This window comes from Streptomyces sp. NBC_01235 (assembly GCF_035989285.1).
Classification (GTDB): Bacteria; Actinomycetota; Actinomycetes; order Streptomycetales; family Streptomycetaceae; genus Streptomyces.
In genome coordinates this window covers 8756864-8775357 of the sequence record NZ_CP108513.1, presented here as the reverse complement: position 1 = coordinate 8775357, position 18494 = coordinate 8756864, and the positions used below count along the sequence as shown (strand labels likewise).

Sequence of the window (18494 nt, the reverse complement as noted above, 5' to 3'; positions counted from 1 at the left end):
ACGAGCGGGGCAGGTGTCGTCGCGTCGTCCGACGCTGTGCGGGCTTTCGGACAGCAGGTGCGGAATGAGCGGTTGCACGTGTGCGGGACTCGGGGAGGCTTCGCGTACACGAACAGCGCCTGAGCAGGCAGGGCGTGCGTGCGGTGGTGCCCTGCCGGCGGCCGCTCACCGGCGGGGCGGCATCACCGCACGTCCGGGGGCCGGCCGCTCATGAGCCCGTCCGTTCCCATCCACGGCGTGGCTCTCGGGCACCGAGCCGGATGTCGCGGCTGCGATAGACGATGTACGGCCTGGTCAGGTAGCCCAGCGGTGCGGTGAGCATGTGGACGAGCCGGGTGAAGGGCCAGAACGCGAACAGCAGCAGCGCGCTCACCGCGTGCAGCTGGAACAGGACGGGAGCATCGGTCATCAGGTCGGGGTCGGGCTGGAAATAGAAGATGGACCGGAACCAGGGGGAGATGGTCTCGCGGTAGTCGTATCCCCCTCCGACGACGTTCGCGGCCACCGTGGCCGACAGGCCGAGCACGATGGTCAGGGCCAGGGAGACGTACATGGCCTTGTCGTTGCGGGTGGTGGCGGAGAACACCGGCCCGACGGTGCGCCGGCGGTAGATCAGGATGGCCAGCCCGCCGAGCGTGGCGACGCCCGCGATCGTGCCGAGGACGACCGCGCCGATGTGGTAGGTGTCTTCGCTGATGCCGGCCGCCTCCGTCCAGCTCTTGGGAATGACCAGGCCGCCGATGTGGCCGAGGAGGACGACGAGGATGCCGAAGTGGAACAGCGGGCTTCCGATGCGCAGCAGTCTCCTCTCGTGCAACTGGGAGGAGCGGGTGGTCCAGCCGAACTTGTCGTAGCGGTAGCGCCAGACGTGGCCGAGGACGAACACCGCCAGACAGACGTAGGGCAGGGCGACCCACAGCAGGATGCCGCCGGTGCCTGCCTCCACCGCCAGGGTGACGGGCTGCGCGGATGCGGTCATCGCGGGCCTCCTACGACCGGGTCGGGCAGGAACACGGGGGACGCGTACGGGTCGAGGCCGACCTGTTCCTCGGGTGGGCCCTGCGCGGCAAGGCGCATGACGGCCTCGCGGTCGTCGCCGGCGAGGGCGGGCAGGGTGGCGGAGACGGAGTCCAGGACGTGTGCCCAGGGCGAGCCCTCGTCGTTCAGGGCGAGGCGCAGGAGTTCCAGGCCGGCGCGGTGTTCGGTGAGCAGACGTGTTCCGGTGGCCGGGTCTGCGGCGGCGAATTCGAGGACGACGGCGAGGTGGTCGGGCAGTTCGTCGTCGCTCAGCCGCCATCCGGCCTCGGCGTAGGTCTGCTTCAACCGCAGCAGCCCGAGGCCGCGCTTCCTGGTGTCGCCGTGCCCGTAGTACGTCAGGTAGAGGCAGCAGCGCTTGCGGTGATCGAAGGTGGCCACGTAGTCGGCCGTCAGATCGGCGGTGGCGGTCCGCTCGGCATGTGCGGTGAAGCGGAGCAGAGGGCGGGCGACCGGTTCCGGCAGGGTGGCGGCGACCCGGCCGGCCAGAGCCAGGAGCTGCTCGAACTGCTCGTCGGGGTAGGCGAGCAGCAGGGACTGGACCTGCCAGGCGTTGGAGTGCCAGGGCTCGGTGGGGGCGGTGCGCGTGCTCTTCCTCTTCATGGCTTCGGTTCGCCCTCCCCGCCGCTGTCCGCTCCGGCGCCGCTGCCCGATGGTGTGTCCGGGAACAGGCCGGGCGGGGAGCCCTTGCCGTCCCAGTTGAGGAGGTTCACCCGGGTGGTCTTGTCCGTGGGCGTGGCCGGGGTGTCGGACGTCTGCCGGTCGCGCAGGGCGTGGAAGTTCTCCACCGCGATCGGCGAGGCGCCGCCGGAGGTCTCGCCGAAGGGGCCGGAGCCGCCCATGCCCGGGCCGCCCTCGTAGTCCAGGCTGCACTCGGTGGCGAGTTCTTCGAGCTTGTGGGCCTGTTCCGCGTGGGCGGGCGGAATGACGTACCGCTCGTCGTACTTGGCCAGCGCCAGCAGCCGGTACATGTCGTACATCTGTTCCCCGGTCATCCCGACCGCCTTGGGGATGCCGTCGTTCGGCTCGCGGCCGAGATTGATGTCGCGCATGTAGGCACGCATGGCCGCCAGGCGGTGCAGGACCGCGTCCACCGGCTGCGGATCGCCGGCGGTGAACAGCTGGGCGAGGTAGTCGACGGGGATGCGCAGGGCGTCGACGGCGGCGAAGAGGTTCTGGTGGTTCTCGGCGTCCTGGCCGGTGTCGCGGACGGCGTCGACGACCGGGGACAGCGGCGGGATGTACCAGACCATCGGCATCGTCCGGTACTCCGGGTGCAGCGGCAGCGCCACCTTGTAGGTGTTGATCAGGGCATGGATCGGGGAGCGCTGGGCGGCCTCGATCCAGTCCCGGGGGATGCCTGCCCGTTCGGCCGCGGCGACGATGTCCGGGTCGTCGGGGTCGAGGAAGACCTGCCGTTGGGCCTCGTACAGGTCCTGCTCGTTCGGTGTGGAGGCGGCTTCCAGGACCTTGTCGGCGTCGTAGAGGACGAGGCCGATGTAGCGCAGCCGGCCGACACAGGTCTCGGAGCAGACGGTGGGCAGGCCGACCTCGACACGCGGGAAGCAGAAGGTGCACTTCTCGGCCTTGCCGGTGCGGTGGTTGAAGTACACCTTCTTGTACGGGCATCCGGTCACGCACATCCGCCAGCCCCGGCAGCGGTCCTGGTCGACGAGGACGATGCCGTCCTCCTCGCGCTTGTAGATGGCGCCGGAGGGGCAGGAGGCCGCGCAGGACGGGTTGAGGCAGTGCTCGCAGATGCGCGGCAGGTAGAACATGAAGGTCTGCTCGAACTCGAACTTGATCTTCTCGGAGACCTCGTTCAGCAAGACGTCCCGCTCGCTGGTCGCCGCCGATCCGCCGAGGTCGTCGTCCCAGTTCGCCGACCACCTGATCTTCATGTCCTTGCCGGTGATCAGGGACTTGGGGCGGGCGACCGGGGTGTGCTCCTGGAGGGGGGCGTTGGTCAGCGTCTCGTAGTCGTACGTCCAGGGCTCGTAGTAGTCGTCGAGGGACGGCAGCACCGGGTTGGAGAAGATCTGGATCAGCTTCTTGAACCGGCCGCCGGCCTTCAGCGCCAGGCGGCCCTTCTTGTTCAGCTCCCAGCCGCCCTTCCAGGTGTCCTGGTCCTCGTAGCGGCGCGGATAGCCCTGGCCGGGGCGGGTCTCGACGTTGTTGAACCAGACGTACTCGACGCCGGTGCGGTTGGTCCACGCCTGTTTGCAGGTGACCGAGCAGGTGTGGCAGCCGATGCACTTGTCGAGGTTCATCACCATCGCCATCTGGGCCATGACGCGCATCAGTACGTCACCTCCTGGTTCGTGCGGCGGCGGATGACGGTGACCTCGTCGCGCTGGTTTCCGGTCGGACCGAGGTAGTTGAAGGCGTACGACAGCTGGGCGTAGCCGCCGATGAGATGGCTGGGTTTGATCAGCAGCCGGGTCAGCGAGTTGTGGATGCCGCCGCGTCGGCCCGTGGTCTCGGTGCGGGGCACGTCGATCAGCCGGTCCTGGGCGTGGTGCATGTAGACCGTGCCCTCCGGCATGCGATGCGAGACGACCGCGCGGGCGGCGACGACACCGTTGCGGTTGACCGCCTCCACCCAGTCGTTGTCCTTCACCCCCACCTTCGCCGCGTCCTGCGTGCTCATCCAGATCGTCGGGCCGCCCCGGGACAGCGAGAGCATGAACAGGTTGTCCTGGTACTCGGAGTGGATGGACCACTTGTTGTGCGGGGTCAGGTAGCGCACGGTCACGCCGAGCTCGCCCGTCTCGCCGATGCGAGGCTCGTCGAAGAGCGCATGCATGTTCAACGGAGGCCGGTACACGGGCAGTTGCTCGCCGAGCGCGGTCATCCAGTCGTGGTCGAGGTAGAAGTGCTGGCGTCCGGTGAGGGTGTGCCAGGGCTTGAGACGCTCGACGTTGACGGTGAACGGGGAGTAGCGGCGCCCTCCGGTCTCCGACCCGGACCACTCCGGGGAGGTGATGACCGGCACGGGGGCGGCCTGGGTGTCGGCGAAGGTGATCTGCTTGCCCTCGTGCTCGGCTGCCAGGTCCGCCAGCCGCGTGCCGGTGCGGGCTTCGAGGGCGTGGAAGCCCTGCGTGGCGAGGTGACCGTTGGTGGTGCCGGACAGGGCGAGGATCGCCTCGCAGGCGTGCGTGTCGCGGGCGATCGAGGGCCGCCCGTCGGCCGCGCCGCCGCGCACCGTGCCGTTCTTGTGCCGCAGGTACTCCAGCTCGCGGTCGACCTTGAAGGTGACGCCCTTGGTGGTCGCGCCCAGGGTGTCGAGCAGCGGGCCGAGGGCGCCCATCTTGTCGGCGACGGCCGCGTAGTCGCGCTCCACCGTCACCAGCTTCGGCATCGTGCGGCCCGGGACCGGCTCGCACTCCCCCGCCTTCCAGTCGAGTACCCGGCCGTGCGGGTTGGCCATCTCGTCCGGAGTGTCGTGCTGCAGCGCGGCGGCGACCACGTCCTTGCGGACGCCCAGGTGATCGGCGGCCTGGCGGCTGAACTCCCTGGCGAGGGTGTGGAAGGCGTCCCAGTCGGTCCGGGTCTGCCACGGCGGGGCGATCGCCGGGTTGAAGGCGTGTACGAAGGGGTGCATGTCCGTGCTGGACAGGTCGTGCTTCTCGTACCAGGTGGCGGCCGGCAGCACCACGTCGGAGAAGACCGTGGTGCTGGTCATGCGGAAGTCCAGCGTCAGCAGCAGGTCGAGCTTGCCTTCGGGGGCGTCCTCCCGCCACACCACGTCCCGTGGGCGGGCGTCCGGCGGCGCCTCGGTCGCCCGGACCGCGTGGTCGGTGCCGAGTAGATGTTTGAGGAAGTACTCGTTGCCCTTGGCCGAGGAGCCCAGCAGGTTGGCCCGCCAGATGGTCAGCACCCGTGGGAAGTTCTCGGGTGCGTCCGGATCCTCGCCGGCGAACCGCAGTCGCCCCGCCTTCAGTTCGTCCACGATGTGCTCGGCGACCGGGCGGCCCGCGGCGGCGGCCTCGTCGGCGAGGTCGAGGGGGTTGCGGTCGAACGTCGGGTACGACGGCATCCAGCCCATCCGCGCCGACTGCGCGATGACGTCCGCCGTGGTCTTCCCGGCGAACGGGCCGCCCGTGTCCGGACCGGCCGCCGCGAGGGTGTCGGCGGAGAACGGGTCGTAGCGGAACTGGTCGGCGTGCAGATACCAGTAGGCGGTCTGGATCATCTGTCGGGCCGGCCGGTTCCAGTCCGCGGCCGTCGCGATCGCCGAGTAGCCGGTGATCGGGCGGACCTTCTCCTGACCGACGTAGTGCGCCCATCCGCCGCCGTTGACGCCCTGGCAGCCGGTGAGCGTGGTCAGGGTCAGAAACGCCCGGTAGATGGTGTCGGAGTGGAACCAGTGGTTGGTCCCCGCACCCATGATGATCATCGAACGTCCGCCGGACTCCTCGGCGTTGGCCGCGAACTCCCGCGCGATCCGTGCCGCCTTCCCGGCGTCCACGCCGGTGATCGCCGCCTGCCAGGCCGGGGTGTACGGCTCTTCCGCGTCGTCGTAGCCCGTGGGCCACTGACCGGGCAGCCCGTCCCGGGCCACCCCGTACTGGGCGAGCAGCAGGTCGTACACCGTGGTCACCGGCCGCCCGGCGACCCGGCGAACCGGAACGCCGCGCCGCAGCCGCGCCGCGCTGCCGTCGGGGGCGTCGAAGCGCGGCAGTTCGACCGCGACCGGGGCCTCGTCACCGCCCGCGACGGACAGCAGGGGGTGCGTGTCGCCGAGATCGAGGTTCCACCTGCCGACGCCGGCCTCGCCGAAGCGGTCGCCGAGGGTGCCGTTCGGCACCACCGGCTGTCCGGTGGCCGTGTCCAGCAGCACGGTCCGGAACTCCGCGTGCTCGGCCTCGGCGCTCTCTCCCCCGAGATCCGCGGCGGTGAGGAACTTGCCCGGTGTGAAGACGCCCGGCTCGTCCTCGCTCTCCTCCAGGGCGACCAGGAAGGGCAGGTCCGTGTACTGCTTGACGTAGTCGGTGAAGTGCGGCGTGGGCCGGTCGACGAAGAACTCCTTGAGGATCACGTGCCCCATCGCCATGGCGAGGGCGCCGTCGGTGCCCGGCTGGGCCGCGAGCCACTCGTCGGCGAACTTCACGTTGTCCGCGTAGTCCGGAGAGACCGCCACCACCTTCTGGCCGCGGTAGCGGGCCTCGGCCATCCAGTGCGCGTCCGGGGTGCGGGTCACCGGCAGGTTCGATCCCCACATGATCAGATAGCCGGCGTCCCACCAGTCCCCCGACTCCGGTACGTCGGTCTGGTCGCCGAACACCTGCGGCGAGGCCACCGGCAGGTCGGCGTACCAGTCGTAGAACGACAGCATCGCCCCGCCCAGCAGCGAGTAGAACCGTGCCCCGGCCGCGTGCGAGACCATCGACATCGCAGGGATGGGCGAGAACCCGGCCAGCCGGTCCGGGCCGTACTCCTTGATCGTGTGCACGTGCGCGGCGGCGACCATCTCGACCGCCTCGTCCCAGCTCGCCCGCACCAGGCCGCCCTTGCCGCGCGCCCGCTTGTAGCGGCGGGCGCGCTCGGGGTCGGAGACGATGTCCGCCCAGGCCGCCACCGGGTCACCGAGCCGGGCCTTCGCCTCCCGGTACATCTGGAGCAGCACGCCACGCACGTAGGGGTAGCGCACGCGGGTGGGCGAGTAGGTGTACCAGGAGAACGCCGCCCCTCGTGGGCAGCCGCGCGGCTCGTACTCGGGGCGGTCGGGGCCGACCGAGGGGTAGTCGGTCTGCTGTGCCTCCCAGGTGATGATGCCGTCCTTGACGTACACCTTCCACGAACACGAACCGGTGCAGTTCACGCCGTGGGTGGAGCGCACCACCTTGTCGTGCGACCAGCGGTCCCGGTAGAAGTCGTCCGCCTGGCGGCCGCCCTTCCTGTGCAGAGTGCGAAGATCGTCGGAGACCTCCGCCCTGGTGAAGAACCGGCGGCTGCGCACCAGTGCCTCTGCCAAGTCGCCGTCCAAGCCCGCACGCGTCTGTTCCCGGCTGGTCTCCGTGCTCACCGTGCCACTCCGCCCCGGGCGCCACGAGCCCGTTCGAATTGTGATCGGTTCCGGCCACGCACGACTCTACGACCGCTGTCCCCCGGAAGGTCAACAGCCACACCGCACGTATGACGGGGGCCGGTGAAGATCGCCTGCGCAGGTGCGGTCACGCGGCTCCGCGTGGCCGTGCCTGCGGCTGCAAAACCCCCGCACCCCCGCTCATTCCGAGCGGGGGTGCGGGATCTGCGTGGTGTGCTCCCGCGAGGGCGGGAGCACGGCCCGGTCAGGCGGCCGGCCGGGACAGGGCGCCGCCTGCCTGCGCGCGCACCCTCTCGACCGCTTCCCACTCCTCGGTGCCGAGGTTGGCGAGCGCGGCCGGAAAGACCCCGTCCTGCTCCTTGAGGATGTGATCGCGCAGCAGGGCCATCGCTTCGATCAGCCGGTCCGGCCAGGTCGGGTCCGAGGGTGTCGCGCCGTCGGCGGCCTCGGCCAGCACCGCCTCGATGCGGCGGTGTTCGGCCTCCAGGGCGGCGATCTGCTCGGGGAAGTCCACTGCCATTGCGGGGAACAGTCCGTGCTCCTCGACCTGCGTGTGCGGGCCGAGCACGATGGTGATCTCGCGAGCGGTCCGAGCCATCCGGGCCACGTCGCCGTCCTGGCGGGCGGGGCGGAGGTGGCTGATCAGGCGGACGACCTCGTCGTGCTCACGGGTCAGCTCGTCTATCGACGCCAGCGACTGGCAGCCGCAGTACTCGCACACCGGATCTTCTCCCTGTCCTTCGTTCCTGTCGGTCCGGGCCGCTCGCCCTCAGGCGGTGGTGCCGGCGGTGGTGTGGTGCCCGCGCCCACGGCCGGTGCGGGGCTTGCGATCGCCGCCGTCGACGGCGGCGCGGACGCCGGTGAGGGTGAAGGCCAGCGCCGCGGCGGCCACGATCGCGAGCAGGGCGAGACCGGCCGCGTACGTTCCGTACTCACCGTAGAGCGAGCCCATCACGAGCGGCGGCAGGAAGCCGCCCAGTCCGCCCGCGGCACCGACCACGCCGGTGACGGAGCCCACCTGGTCGGCCGGGGTCCGCAGGGCCACCAGGGCGAAGGTCGCTCCGCTGGCGGCACCGAGCGCGGCGGCCATGGCCAGGAAGGCGATGGTGCCCACCGGCGCCAGGGCCGGGGTGAACGCCTGCACCACGGCACCGACCACGACCACGCTCAGCGCGCCGGCCAGTACCCGGACCGGACCGATCCGGTCGGACAGCCAGCCACCGATCGGGCGCATCGCCACCGCGATCAGCACGAACCCGGCCATGCGGTTCGCGGCGTCGGCCTGGGTGAGGCCGTAGCCGGTCTTCAGGTACGTCGGGAGGTAGACGGAGAAGGCGACGTAGCCGCCGAAGGCCACCGCGTAGAGGGCGGCAGCCTGCCAGGTGATGCCCAGCCGGGCGGTGGCGGCCAGCCGGCGGGTCAGCGGCTCGGTCGGCACCTTACGTCCGGGCGCGTCGCGCAGCAGCAGCGCGGCGACCAGGGCGTACACGGCGAGGACCGCGGCGGTGATCAGGAACGGGGTCCGCATGCTGTTCGCGTCCACCAGCTTCACCGTGGTCAGGGCGCTGATCGCGGTGCCGCCCATGCCGGCGCCGAAGACACCGATGGCAAGTCCACGCCGCTCGGGCGGGAACCAGGCGTTGACGAGCGGCACGCCGACGGCGAAGGCGGTGCCGCCGATGCCGAGGAAGAACCCGCCGACCAGCAGTGCCGTCAGCGAGGAGTGCCCGGCCAGGCCGAGGTAGAGCACCGGCGCGATGGTGACCGCCGACACGACCGGGAACATGACCCGGCCGCCGAACCGGTCAGTCAGTGCGCCGACCGGGATGCGGCCCAGGGAGCCGACGACGACCGGCACCGCCACCAGCAGCGACTGCTGGAACGACGTCAGGTCGAGGCTGTCCTTGAACCGGGGGCCGAGCGGGCTGAGCAGCGCCCACGCCCAGAAGTTCACGGCGAAACCGACGGTGGCCAGGGCCAGCATCAGCCACGCCTGGCCGGACACCGACGTACCTGACGGTGAGCCGGCGCTCTTCGACTTCAACGGCTGGACCATGTTGTCGTCCCTTTCCTCATGGTGGTGTTGCGCCACCGGGATCGCACGCGCACCGAGGGCCCCTTGCCAGCGGAACGGCTTCCCGTCACCACTGTCGGCGTCGGGACTCTCCTCAGGCATGGGCCATCAGTCCCTGCCGGCGGACAGACGGTCCCGTGGTTCAGGCCCGGCCGTCCCTGCACACCCGCCCCCGGCCGTCCCTGCACACCCGCCCCCCGTGTACCGCCTTGCCCGTGTCACCCCCGCGAAACAACGGCTGCTATCGGCCGTTCTGCGCGGCGAGGGGGTAGGGCCGACCGGCCCTACCCCCTCGCCGCTCCCGCAGGGACTATGGACCGATGTTCAAGAACGACGCCTTTCGCGGACTCGAGCGGCAGGAAAGCCTGCGCCTGCTCGCCAAAGTGCCGGTCGGCCGTGTGGTCTACACCCGGCAGGCGCTGCCCGCGGTCCTCCCCATCAACTTCTGCCTGGACACGGACGACTCCGTCCTGCTGCGCACCTCACGGGACTCGGACCTCGTGCGCGCCATCGACGGCGTCGTGGTCGCTTTCGAGGCGGACGAGTTCGACGCGGAGACCCGGTCCGGCTGGAGCGTGGTCGTCACCGGGCGGGCCACCGTGGTGACCGACCCCGCCGAGCACGATCGGCTGTCGCAGGTCGGCCCCACGTCCTGGATGCCCCCGCGGGAGTCCGTGTTCGTGCGGATCGAATCCGAGATGGTCACCGGCCGAGTCCTCAACGGGGCATGCGGCAGTCCGTGAGGCGCAGCAGACCGCGTGCCACCGGGCCATTGACGCCGGCCGCGTGGGCAGGGGGCGAGCCGACGTGCGGAGTCAGTCCGTCGGCCCTGCGCCCGAGGGGGAGGCGCTCGGCTCCGGCCCCGTGACGGAGCCGGCCGCGGGGTTCGCGGATGCGCGCGGCGTGCGGCCGCCGTCCGGGCCGTACCCGAAGCGGATCAGCACGTGCGGGCAGCACTGTCGCCTTGATCCGGCCATCGCCGTCCGCAGGTCCACCCACTCCATGGCCTGGTGAAGCATCGAGGTCCGCACCCCGTGCACGGTCGCCGTGAGCAGCGTGCGCTGCAGCGCCTGCCCCGCGCGCAGCCAGTCCTCCCGCCGGTCGTGCGGCGTCCACAGCAGGCCCACCTGGGCATGGCGTTCGAAGCGCAGGGCGGGCAGCCACGGTGCGGGCAGCGGCCCGGTGAAATCCCGCACCGGTATCCGCCCGAAGGCGTCCCGCGGGCCCAGTGCCGTGATCGGAATGCCGTAGGAGGTGTCCGCCCCTGGAGCGGTGATCCAGGTGCGCGTCTCGGCCCTGCGGCCCGGGTGGCCGGCGTTGCGGGCCTCGGCCGCCTGGGTCAGGCGCAGCAGGCGCCGGGTCTCCACGATGTCGGGGACCTCCAGGTGCGCGCCCTCGGCACGCGCGGAGCTGATCATCTCGGTCACGATCGTGTCCGGCACCGGGCGGCCGGTGAAGGGCATCCTGCTCGTGTGACGGCGCTCGACGGCCTCGTACAGATCCCGCAAGGGCGAGTGCCAGTCGGCCGTGGCGGGTCCGGTCAGTTGCACGGTGGCCAGCAGAGCGGGATCGTCCGCGGCGGGCAGCAGCCGTACGCCGGCATCCCAGCCGAGGTGCGCTGCGGCCACCCGGAGATTGAGGACGGCCGCGCCCGCCGACAGATGCTGGGCGCGATGCCGGGGATCGGCCAACGGCAGCTGCCGCCCTCGCTCGGCACGGACCTCGATCGAGCGGCTGTCCGGGTCCAAGCCGAAGCGCCAGGGCTGGGTGTTGTGCATCGACGGCGCTGCCACCGCCGCGGACAGCAGGGCATGAACGGCTGCTGCGTCGACTTCCCGGGTCAGCATGACGGCTCCTCTGCAAAGCTCTTCCCCGTTCCGCCAATGCTGCGCTGCCGTCCCACTTGGGAGGAGGGTTGACCGGCCCCCTCGTGTGGGCCGTCCGGCCTCGTTCGGCGGGGATCGACGACGCGGAAGTGGCCCGCGACGGACACAACGGTGCGCATCATCCACAGGTGGCCTCCTTTCCTTCATGCGGTGGCACCGGTTCGAGACATTGAGCGTTCAGCCCGTTTCGGTATCGGTCGCGGGCGGTGCCGCCGGGCGGGTGACGGAGTGCCCGTGCGCTCGCGGTGTGGTGGCGCCGTCCGGGCCGTAGCCGAATCGGATCAGTACCTGGGGATGGCACCGCTTGTGTCGTGGGAGGGCTGTCGCGGCCCGCAGGTCGGGCCATTCCATGGCCTGGTGCAGGAGCGAAGTGCGCACGCCGTGGGCGGTCGCCGTGAGGAGGACGTACTGCAGGGCCTGGCCGGCTCGCAGCCAGTCCTCCCTCCGGTCGTGGGGCGTCCACAGCAGGGCCAGCTGGACGTGGCGTTCGAACCACAGGGCGGGCAGGCGGGGGACGGGCAGTGCGCCGGTGAAGTCCCGCATCGGCATCCGCCTGCCCGCGTCCGACGGGCCGAGGGCGGTGACGGGAAGACCGTAGGGGGCGTCTCTTCCTGGGGCGGTGATCCAGGAGAGGGTCTCGGCGGTGCGGTCCGGGTGGGCGTGGTTGCGGGCCTCGGCTGCGGCGGTCAAGCGCAGCAACCGCCGTGTTCCGGCGATATCCGGTATGTGCAGGCGGGCGCCGGCGGCGTGCGCGGCCGACGTCATCTCCGCCACGATCGGCTCGGGCACCGGGCGGCCGGTGAACGGCATCCGGCTCGTGTGCCGCCGTGCGATGGCCTCATAGAGACCGGGGCCCGAGGGCTGGTCGTCCGCGCTGAGGGGACCGGTCAGTCGTACGGCGGCCAGCAGTCCGGGGTCGTGCGGGTCCGGCAGAAGTCTCACCTCGGGCCGCCGGCCCAGGTGGACGGCTGCGAGCCGGAGGTTGAAGACCGCGGCGCCCACGGACAGGTACTGGGCGCGGTGCGTCGGGTCGGTCAGCGGGAGTGTCCGCTCCGGCGCAGAGTGGACCTCCAGCATCTGGCTGTCGCGGTCCAGGCGGAAGCGCCAGGGCTGTGTGTTGTGGATCGACGGGGCCGCCACGGCGGCCGCCAGGAGCGACTCCGCGGTGGCTGCGTCCAGCAGGGCTTGGGTGCGCATGATTCCTCCTCCTCATTTCTTCGTCGTGGCCGCTGGTCAGGTGGCGGGCAGGGCCGTGGCCAGCAGGACGACGCCGAGTGAGCCGACCAGGGAGATGACCGCGAGGGCCCGGGCCAGGTCGGCGCGGTCCTTGGCCTGCGCGATGCCGTGGCCGGCCGCGGCGAGCATCACCACGACGAACAGGGCGAGTTTGGTTGCCAGGGTGCGGCCGTAGCCGGGTTCGGCGAGTGAGGCCCAGGTGACGCCCTTGTGCCAGGCCATGGCCCAGCCGGTGGCCAGCTGCACCGGCAGGAAGACCGCGCCGGTGAGCATCCCGAACCGGCGGCCCGCCGCGGCGGTGAACCGGTCCTTGGCCTCCGGGGCGAGCAGACGGCGGGCCAGTGGCAGGATCACCAGGGACAGCGCCAGTTGGCCGCCGACCCACAGGGCGGCGCCGGCCACGTGTGCGAACCGCACGAGGGACCACACACCGACGGTGTCCATCAGTCGCTCACCTCCACCATGCCGTGGGCCCCGGCTTCGGCGTGGCGCATGTCGTGGTCGACGAACGCGTAGTGGCCGGCCTCGGGAAACGTCGTCTCGACGAAGCCGCCCTGCGCCGTGGCCAGGTCCAGCGCCTGCGAGCCGCCCGCCTGGTCCGGCTCGAGCAGGTAGGCGCCCTCCTTGTACACGGTGTCGAAGACGGTGCCGACGATGTGGAAGGCGATGCCGTCGCTGGGGCCTGCGGCGACCACCCAGAAGCGGGCCCGATCGCCGGCCTTCACCGTCAGGGGCCGCTGGGTGTACTGGTTGGCGATGCCGTTGAACACCCAGGCGTCCGGGGTGTCCTGGCGCATCTTTGTCACCTGGGCGGTGCTGCCGGGAGTGCCGAGGTAGAGCTCGGAGGAGACCAGCACGTATTCGTGGTCGACCTTCTTCAGGCCGGGCGGGTCGATGATGACGGCGCCGTACATGCCGTTGCCCATGTGCTGGAGCATCGGAGCGGTGCTGCAGTGGTACAGCCAGGCGCCGGCCTTCTCGGCGCGGAAGCGGTAGACCAGGCGCTCGCCGGGCTGGATGGTGCGCATGGGCTCGTCGGGGGCGAGGGAACCGGCGTGGAAGTCGATGCCGTGGCCCATGGAGGGATCGTCGTTGACGAGGGTGATCTCGAAGACGTCGCCGACCTTGCCATGGAGGGTGGGGCCGGGCGCGGTGCCGCCGAAGGTCCACATCTGCTGCTTCACGCCCGGGGCCACTTCGACCGTGGCACGGGCGGCGTGCAGTTCGGCCTTGTGGACCGTGCCGCCGGCCACGGGGGCGAGGTCGGCGGTGCGCGGACGCCAGCCGGAGGAGAAGTCCGCGGACAGGTCCGGGGCGCCGCTTGCGGCGGCCGATGTGTGTCCCTCGTGTCCGGTGCTGTCCGTCGCCGTGTCGTCCTTCACGACGATGTCCAGGGTCATGCCGGCCGCCCGGTGGCCCGGCAGGGTGCACCACGCCTCGCGGTTCTTGGTGACCTGCCCGACGTCGAGTACATGGGTGTGGCCCTTGCCGAGCATCGGGGTGGCGGGGCCGTCCTCCACCTTGAGGTCGTGCCGCTGCGCGTTGGTGTTGGTGACCTTCAACCGCAGGTCGGTGCCCGCGGCGACCTCGATCCTGGCCGGGCGGACGCGCATGTCGGCCAGGGTGACGGCGACCGTGCGGGTGGTTCCGGTGCCGGCGCCTGCCGTCCCGGCGGCGACGGCGGGACCGTCGGTGTCCCCGCCGCTGTTCGCCACCAGCACGGCCAGCACGATCAGCACGGCCCCTGCGGCGGTGCCCCACAGGACGGGGCGCCGTGCCGCACCGGCCTGGTCCGCGTCATGGAGGAGTCCCCGTCCGCTGCGGAGCAGCACGCGCACTGCCAGGGCGAGGAACGCGGCGCCGGCCGCCCCGGCGAGCAGCACGCCCGCCGTGGCGACGCGGTCGGGCAGCGGAAGCGCGAGCAGGGCCACGCCAAGGTTGAGGACGGCGAGCCGCGGCTTCCACCACCGCTCCAGCACCGCCCGCAGCGCGGCCCGTTCCTTGGGACCGCCGGCGAGGACGATGGGCAACAGGTAGGTGAGGGCCCCGATGAGGACCTGCGCGACGAGCCCGACGAGCAGCACCGGGACCAGGGACCCGATGTCGTCCTGTGCCTCGGCGAGCGGCCGGGCGGCCAGGACCACCAGGTCCGCCACCACGCCGACGCACAGCCATGCCGCGGCGGCAGCGAGCATCCATGCGGCGGCGGCCGAGATCGCGGGGCGTCGGCGCACCGTGCGGGCGAAGAGCTGTACCGCGACGGCGACACCGACCGCGTAGCCGGCGATGCCGAGTACGGCGGCGGGGCGCCAGTCGGCCGCCAGGCCGGCGACGGCGGTCAGCAGGCCGCCCCCGGTCAGCACCAGGACCCGGCGCGCCAGCCGGGTGGTGCGCTCGGCCATGCGCACGCCCAGCACGGTGGGCCAGAGCATGAACAGCGTGCCCAGCACGGGCAGTCCGATCCAGCCGAGGAGCGTGACGTGCGCGTGTGCCAGCTTCAGCCCGCTGTAGTGCTGGGGGCCGGCCTTGCCGGTGGCCAGGAGCCAGCCCAGCACCGCGCCGATGATCAGCGCCGCCGCGGCGGCACGGTAGTAGTCGGCGATCGGGGCGAGCCGTCCGCCCAGCGCCCCTCGGCCCATGCGGACCAGCACCACCAGGTGTGCGCCGATCGCGGTGACCAGCAGCGCGCACCCCGCACCGGTCAGGACGGGGTGGTCGGCCCACACGCCGGTGAGGACGCCCACGACGCCGATGTTGACGCCGGCCAGCCGGGCGTTGCTCCACCGTCGGTCGGGCAGCGTGGCGTGGAGCATGGCGACGGCGAAGTGCTCGCTCCAGACCACGATCGCGGTGGTGGCCGCGCCGAGCAGGAACAGGTGGATGGCCAGCCAGCGGGCCACCGGCAGGGTCTGCTGGGCACTCGCCGCGAGCAGCGCGAGCACCGCCCATGCCGCGATCAGCGCGTGGGCGGCCAGGTGCCGGCTGCGCAGGCCCGATGCCTTGAACCTGCTGGGCGGGCGGCCACCGCCCACGGCCGGGTCATCGCTCTTGCTGTGCACGGTGCTCCTTGCCGCCGGGGGCGGCGGTCGGACCGGGACGCAGAGGCGGTGCCGCATGTGCGCCGCCGGGCAGCAGTGCCGCCAGTTCCCGCTGGTGCGGGAAGGAGCCGGGGACGTAGCCGCACCACGGCTCCTCGGCGTAGGGGTCGCCGGTGACGCCGTAGGCGCGGGAGCGCGAGCCGCCGCAGACCCGGCGGAACTCGCACGCCCCGCAGCGACCGCCGAGCATGTCGGCGGCCCGCAGACCGGTGAACAGCGGCGAGGTTCGGTAGATCGACGTCAGCGGCGTCTTGCGCACGCTTCCCGCGCTCAGCGGCAGGAACCCGCTGGGGTGCACGGTGCCGGTGTGCGAGACGAAGACGAAGCCGCGGCCCGCGTTGACGTCCAGCGGCGGGCGCCGTACCCGGCGCGTGGTGGTGTCCAGGCCCAGTTCGGCGGCCCTGTCGGTCAACTCCTGGTAGAGCCGCCCGAGTCCGAGTACCGCCACGTGGTCGTCGCCGCGGGCGGCGAGGATCTGGCGTTGCAGGGCGACGCGGCGGAAGTGGTGGGCCTCGGTGGTCTTGGCGGGGACGGTCAGGCCGACGTCGTAGACGAAGTTGAGGACGTCCTCGACCTCGCCGGGGGTCAGCGCGCCGAGGCTGCGGCCACGGCCGGTGGGCACGAGGAAGAAGGCGCTCCACAGCATCGCTCCGTGCTCGGCGACGAGGCGGACGATGTCGGGGAGGTCGTGCAGGTTGTGCCGGGCGACCGTCGTGTTGATCTGCACCTTCATGCCGAGGGCGCGGGCGGTGTCCCAGGCGTCCAGGGTCCAGCGGAACACCCCGGGCACGCCGCGGAAGTCGTCGTGGAGTTCGGCGGTGGAGCCGTCCAGGCTGAGCGAGAGGCCGGTCGCCCCCGCTGCGTGCACGGCGCGCAGCCGCTCCTCGGTGAGTGTCGGCGTGCCGGAGGGGGACACGGCGACTCGGACCCCGATCTCCCTGCCGTAGGCGATGAGTTCGGTCAGGTCGGGGCGCTGGAAGGGGTCGCCGCCGGTGATCACGAACAGCGGGGCGGGCTGCCCGAAGGCGGCCACCTGGTCCAGCAGGTCCTTGGCTGCGGCGGTGTCCAGCTCTCGCGGATCGCGGTCGGGGACGGCTTCGGCGCGGCAGTGGCGGCAGGCCAGCGGGCAGGCCCGGGTGGACTCCCAGATGACGATGAACGGCCGGTCGGCCGCGTCGTGCCGCTGGCGGCGGATGGCATGGGCGGCGGCACTCATCGCACGGTCCTTCCCAGCGCCCTGGGGCTGTGTCCGGCCGCCCTGGAGTCAGGGCAGACGAGGCGGGCGGCCGGACGGTGACCGGGCCGGACGGGGCGCGGCACCCACCGCGAGCGACAGCGGTGGAATCGGCCTTGAGGGCGGTCGACGTGGTCGTGCACGGGTTACCTCCGGATCGGTCGCCGTAAGCATCCACCGGCGGCGGTGGTCGGCGCGGCGGCCGATGGTCTTCGTCAACAGGGCCGATGGTCCCTCTTCGGAACCCGGGAACCGGGCGGTCGGGAAGCCGACGGCCTTCCTGGGGACGGCCCTGTGAGCGCCCCCGTCCCCAGGCAGGCGCGATCAGGAGTGGTCCGGGGAGCGGGATGCCTGGGATGCCAAGGCATCCGCGGTGACTACCAGCGCGGCTCCCAGGCCGGTCAGCGCGGCGCCCAGACCCGTGACCAGGGTCGTGAGGTGCCATGCCTGGTAGGCGGACATCAGCGAGGCGCGCAGGGACTGGCCCATGAACGCGGTCTGGCGCAGCTTGGCGAGCTTCTCGTCGTCGCCTCCGGCGGCGTGCAGCTCCGCCGTGATCTCGGCGTAGGTGCGGCCACCGGTGGCGTGGGCGAGATTGCCCTTGATGAACTCGGCGTAGGCGTGGGCCTCGGGGCCGGTTTCCACGCCCCGGCCGGCGTGGGCGGCGAGTTCGGCGGGCAGCCCGCGATCGGGAAAGGTGATCTTCTGGGCGGCCAGCTCGGCCCGGATTTCCTTCCTGCCGCCGAGTCCGCGTAGCACCATGACCGGCCCGGCAACTGCCAGGGCTGTACCGACCGTCCCCAGCAGGGTGCCGGCCCAACGGCGGGATCCGTCCATGACGTTTCTTCCTTCATTGCTCGTGTGCTGCGGATACGGCGGCGCGTGCGCGCAGGGTGGAGCGACGTCCGTGCGCCGTTCGGAGATTTGGAGTGGCCTTGGGGTCAGCGGTGGCTGAGCCTCAGCCGCCAGGCTTCGGGGCCGCGTTCCAGGTACTCCACCGAGAACGTGCCGGGGCTGCGCTGTTCGATCTGCGCGAGCAGCGGCAGCGGGTCGTGCGGGGCGACCAGCACCATCGCGGTGCCCGCCGGGACGGCGTCGAGCGCGCCGAAGACGGTGGCGTGGCGCAGGGCGTGCGGCACCTCCCGAACGTCCAGTTCGGGTTCGGACGTCTCCTCCGTGCCACCGCAGCCGCACACTCCGCCGCAGCCGCCCGTTTCCTCGACCTGCTCGTGCATGTCCTGTCCCTCCTTGATGTTCGGATCTCCTTGGGCGCCGGCGGCGGGCGAGTCGCCCGCGAGCCGGTGGTGCATGTCCGCGAGCAGCTCCGCCAGGGAGACCTCGGGCGTCATCGCAAGCAGCGGCAGCACGAGGCCGTTCTCTTTGGCCACGTGTTCCTCGAAGAGCACCTGCAGGGCCCGCGCGTCGGCCGCCGCCCCCGCCGGGCCGGGTGCGGCGCGCAGGGCGTCGACGAGCGCGGTGAGGCAGCGGTGTTCGCCGATCAGGCTCTCGATGAGCAGGCGGGCCTCGGGCAGGCCGTGGGCCACGGGATAGAGCGCGGCTTCCTCGGCCGCGGCGTGCGGCAGCAGCGAGCGGTCGCAGAAGGCGACGAGACCGGCGTGGATCTTCTCTGCGGCGCTCGGGTCGCGGTCCACGGCGGTGAGCAGCAACTTCACGCGTCCGGCCAGTTCCCCGGCCAGTCGGGCGTGGTGCGCCTCCGCGCCTTCGAGGGCCGTGGCGTCCTTGGGGTCCGAGGCGAGGGTGAGCACGCTCATGGTCGTGTCTCCAGCAGGTCGGGCCGGCGAGGCCGGCCGATGCGGGTGGGGATGGCATTCCGGGCGCCGACTCTCGGGACGGGATGCCGCGTCCGGCCGCGGTGAGCGGC

General features: G+C 71.8%; 14 protein-coding genes. 1 reads left to right on the top strand and 13 read right to left on the bottom strand.

Features of this window, described 5'->3' with window-relative positions; translation table 11 throughout:
- Window positions 1–208: 208 nt before the first annotated feature.
- The 6 genes from narI to OG289_RS39495 all read right to left on the bottom strand — a co-directional run bounded on the left by narI (window position 209) and on the right by OG289_RS39495 (window position 9140).
- On the bottom strand, window positions 209–979 hold the full coding sequence (narI, locus tag OG289_RS39520; protein ID WP_327318807.1) for a respiratory nitrate reductase subunit gamma: 771 nt from the start codon (window positions 977–979) through the stop codon (window positions 209–211).
- On the bottom strand, window positions 976–1638 hold the full coding sequence (gene narJ, locus OG289_RS39515; RefSeq protein ID WP_327318806.1) for a nitrate reductase molybdenum cofactor assembly chaperone: 663 nt from the start codon (window positions 1636–1638) through the stop codon (window positions 976–978). The genes narI and narJ overlap by 4 nt, the downstream gene beginning before the upstream one ends.
- On the bottom strand, window positions 1635–3335 hold the full coding sequence (gene narH, locus OG289_RS39510; protein ID WP_327318805.1) for a nitrate reductase subunit beta: 1701 nt from the start codon (window positions 3333–3335) through the stop codon (window positions 1635–1637). Before narH ends, narJ begins: the two co-directional genes overlap by 4 nt.
- Window positions 3335–7063 carry a nitrate reductase subunit alpha gene (locus tag OG289_RS39505; protein WP_327318804.1) on the bottom strand — a complete coding sequence of 1243 codons (3729 nt, stop codon included), beginning with the start codon at window positions 7061–7063 and terminating at the stop codon, window positions 3335–3337. Before OG289_RS39505 ends, narH begins: the two co-directional genes overlap by 1 nt.
- Window positions 7064–7328: 265 nt before the next feature.
- Window positions 7329–7805 (bottom strand): hemerythrin domain-containing protein, encoded by a 477-nt coding sequence (locus tag OG289_RS39500; protein WP_327318803.1) that lies wholly within the window; start codon window positions 7803–7805, stop codon window positions 7329–7331.
- A 48-nt stretch (window positions 7806–7853) separates the two neighbouring features.
- The gene (locus OG289_RS39495) at window positions 7854–9140 is read right to left on the bottom strand and encodes a nitrate/nitrite transporter (protein WP_442819120.1); all 1287 of its coding nucleotides are present in this window, start codon (window positions 9138–9140) and stop codon (window positions 7854–7856) included.
- A 338-nt stretch (window positions 9141–9478) separates the two neighbouring features.
- Between OG289_RS39495 and OG289_RS39490 the strand changes: the two genes are divergently transcribed.
- Complete coding sequence (locus OG289_RS39490; protein WP_327318802.1) at window positions 9479–9901, top strand: pyridoxamine 5'-phosphate oxidase family protein; 423 nt, start codon at window positions 9479–9481, stop codon at window positions 9899–9901.
- A gap of 72 nt (window positions 9902–9973) precedes the next feature.
- Here OG289_RS39490 and OG289_RS39485 read toward each other — a convergent pair whose 3' ends face one another.
- The 7 genes from OG289_RS39485 to OG289_RS39455 all read right to left on the bottom strand — a co-directional run bounded on the left by OG289_RS39485 (window position 9974) and on the right by OG289_RS39455 (window position 18384).
- On the bottom strand, window positions 9974–11005 hold the full coding sequence (locus OG289_RS39485; protein WP_327318801.1) for an Acg family FMN-binding oxidoreductase: 1032 nt from the start codon (window positions 11003–11005) through the stop codon (window positions 9974–9976).
- Between the two features lie 216 nt (window positions 11006–11221).
- Window positions 11222–12241 (bottom strand): Acg family FMN-binding oxidoreductase, encoded by a 1020-nt coding sequence (locus tag OG289_RS39480; RefSeq protein WP_327318800.1) that lies wholly within the window; start codon window positions 12239–12241, stop codon window positions 11222–11224.
- A 36-nt stretch (window positions 12242–12277) separates the two neighbouring features.
- A complete protein-coding gene (locus OG289_RS39475; protein ID WP_327318799.1) occupies window positions 12278–12724 on the bottom strand; it encodes a hypothetical protein in 447 nt (148 codons plus the stop codon).
- Window positions 12724–15339 (bottom strand): multicopper oxidase domain-containing protein, encoded by a 2616-nt coding sequence (locus tag OG289_RS39470; protein ID WP_327318798.1) that lies wholly within the window; start codon window positions 15337–15339, stop codon window positions 12724–12726. The genes OG289_RS39475 and OG289_RS39470 overlap by 1 nt, the downstream gene beginning before the upstream one ends.
- Window positions 15320–16594: a TIGR04053 family radical SAM/SPASM domain-containing protein gene (locus tag OG289_RS39465; RefSeq protein ID WP_327318797.1), complete on the bottom strand. Its 1275-nt coding sequence runs from the start codon at window positions 16592–16594 to the stop codon at window positions 15320–15322. The genes OG289_RS39470 and OG289_RS39465 overlap by 20 nt, the downstream gene beginning before the upstream one ends.
- 342 nt (window positions 16595–16936) lie before the next feature.
- Entirely contained in the window at window positions 16937–17449 is a 513-nt protein-coding gene (locus OG289_RS39460; protein ID WP_327318796.1) for a hypothetical protein, read from the bottom strand.
- Window positions 17450–17553: 104 nt separating this feature from the next.
- Window positions 17554–18384, bottom strand: coding sequence for a DUF2249 domain-containing protein (locus OG289_RS39455; protein ID WP_327318795.1), 831 nt, complete (start codon window positions 18382–18384; stop codon window positions 17554–17556).
- Between the last annotated feature and the right edge of the window lie 110 nt (window positions 18385–18494).

Bases quoted from the DNA above. Each gene is read 5' to 3' on its own strand.
- narI (WP_327318807.1), bottom strand. From the start codon at position 979: ATGACCGCATCCGCGCAGCCCGTCACCCTGGCGGTGGAGGCAGGCACC.
- narJ (WP_327318806.1), bottom strand. From the start codon at position 1,638: ATGAAGAGGAAGAGCACGCGCACCGCCCCCACCGAGCCCTGGCACTCC.
- narH (WP_327318805.1), bottom strand. From the start codon at position 3,335: ATGCGCGTCATGGCCCAGATGGCGATGGTGATGAACCTCGACAAGTGC.
- OG289_RS39495 (WP_442819120.1), bottom strand. From the start codon at position 9,140: ATGGTCCAGCCGTTGAAGTCGAAGAGCGCCGGCTCACCGTCAGGTACG.
- OG289_RS39490 (WP_327318802.1), top strand. From the start codon at position 9,479: ATGTTCAAGAACGACGCCTTTCGCGGACTCGAGCGGCAGGAAAGCCTG.
- OG289_RS39485 (WP_327318801.1), bottom strand. From the start codon at position 11,005: ATGCTGACCCGGGAAGTCGACGCAGCAGCCGTTCATGCCCTGCTGTCC.
- OG289_RS39480 (WP_327318800.1), bottom strand. From the start codon at position 12,241: ATGCGCACCCAAGCCCTGCTGGACGCAGCCACCGCGGAGTCGCTCCTG.
- OG289_RS39475 (WP_327318799.1), bottom strand. From the start codon at position 12,724: ATGGACACCGTCGGTGTGTGGTCCCTCGTGCGGTTCGCACACGTGGCC.
- OG289_RS39465 (WP_327318797.1), bottom strand. From the start codon at position 16,594: ATGAGTGCCGCCGCCCATGCCATCCGCCGCCAGCGGCACGACGCGGCC.
- OG289_RS39460 (WP_327318796.1), bottom strand. From the start codon at position 17,449: ATGGACGGATCCCGCCGTTGGGCCGGCACCCTGCTGGGGACGGTCGGT.
- OG289_RS39455 (WP_327318795.1), bottom strand. From the start codon at position 18,384: ATGAGCGTGCTCACCCTCGCCTCGGACCCCAAGGACGCCACGGCCCTC.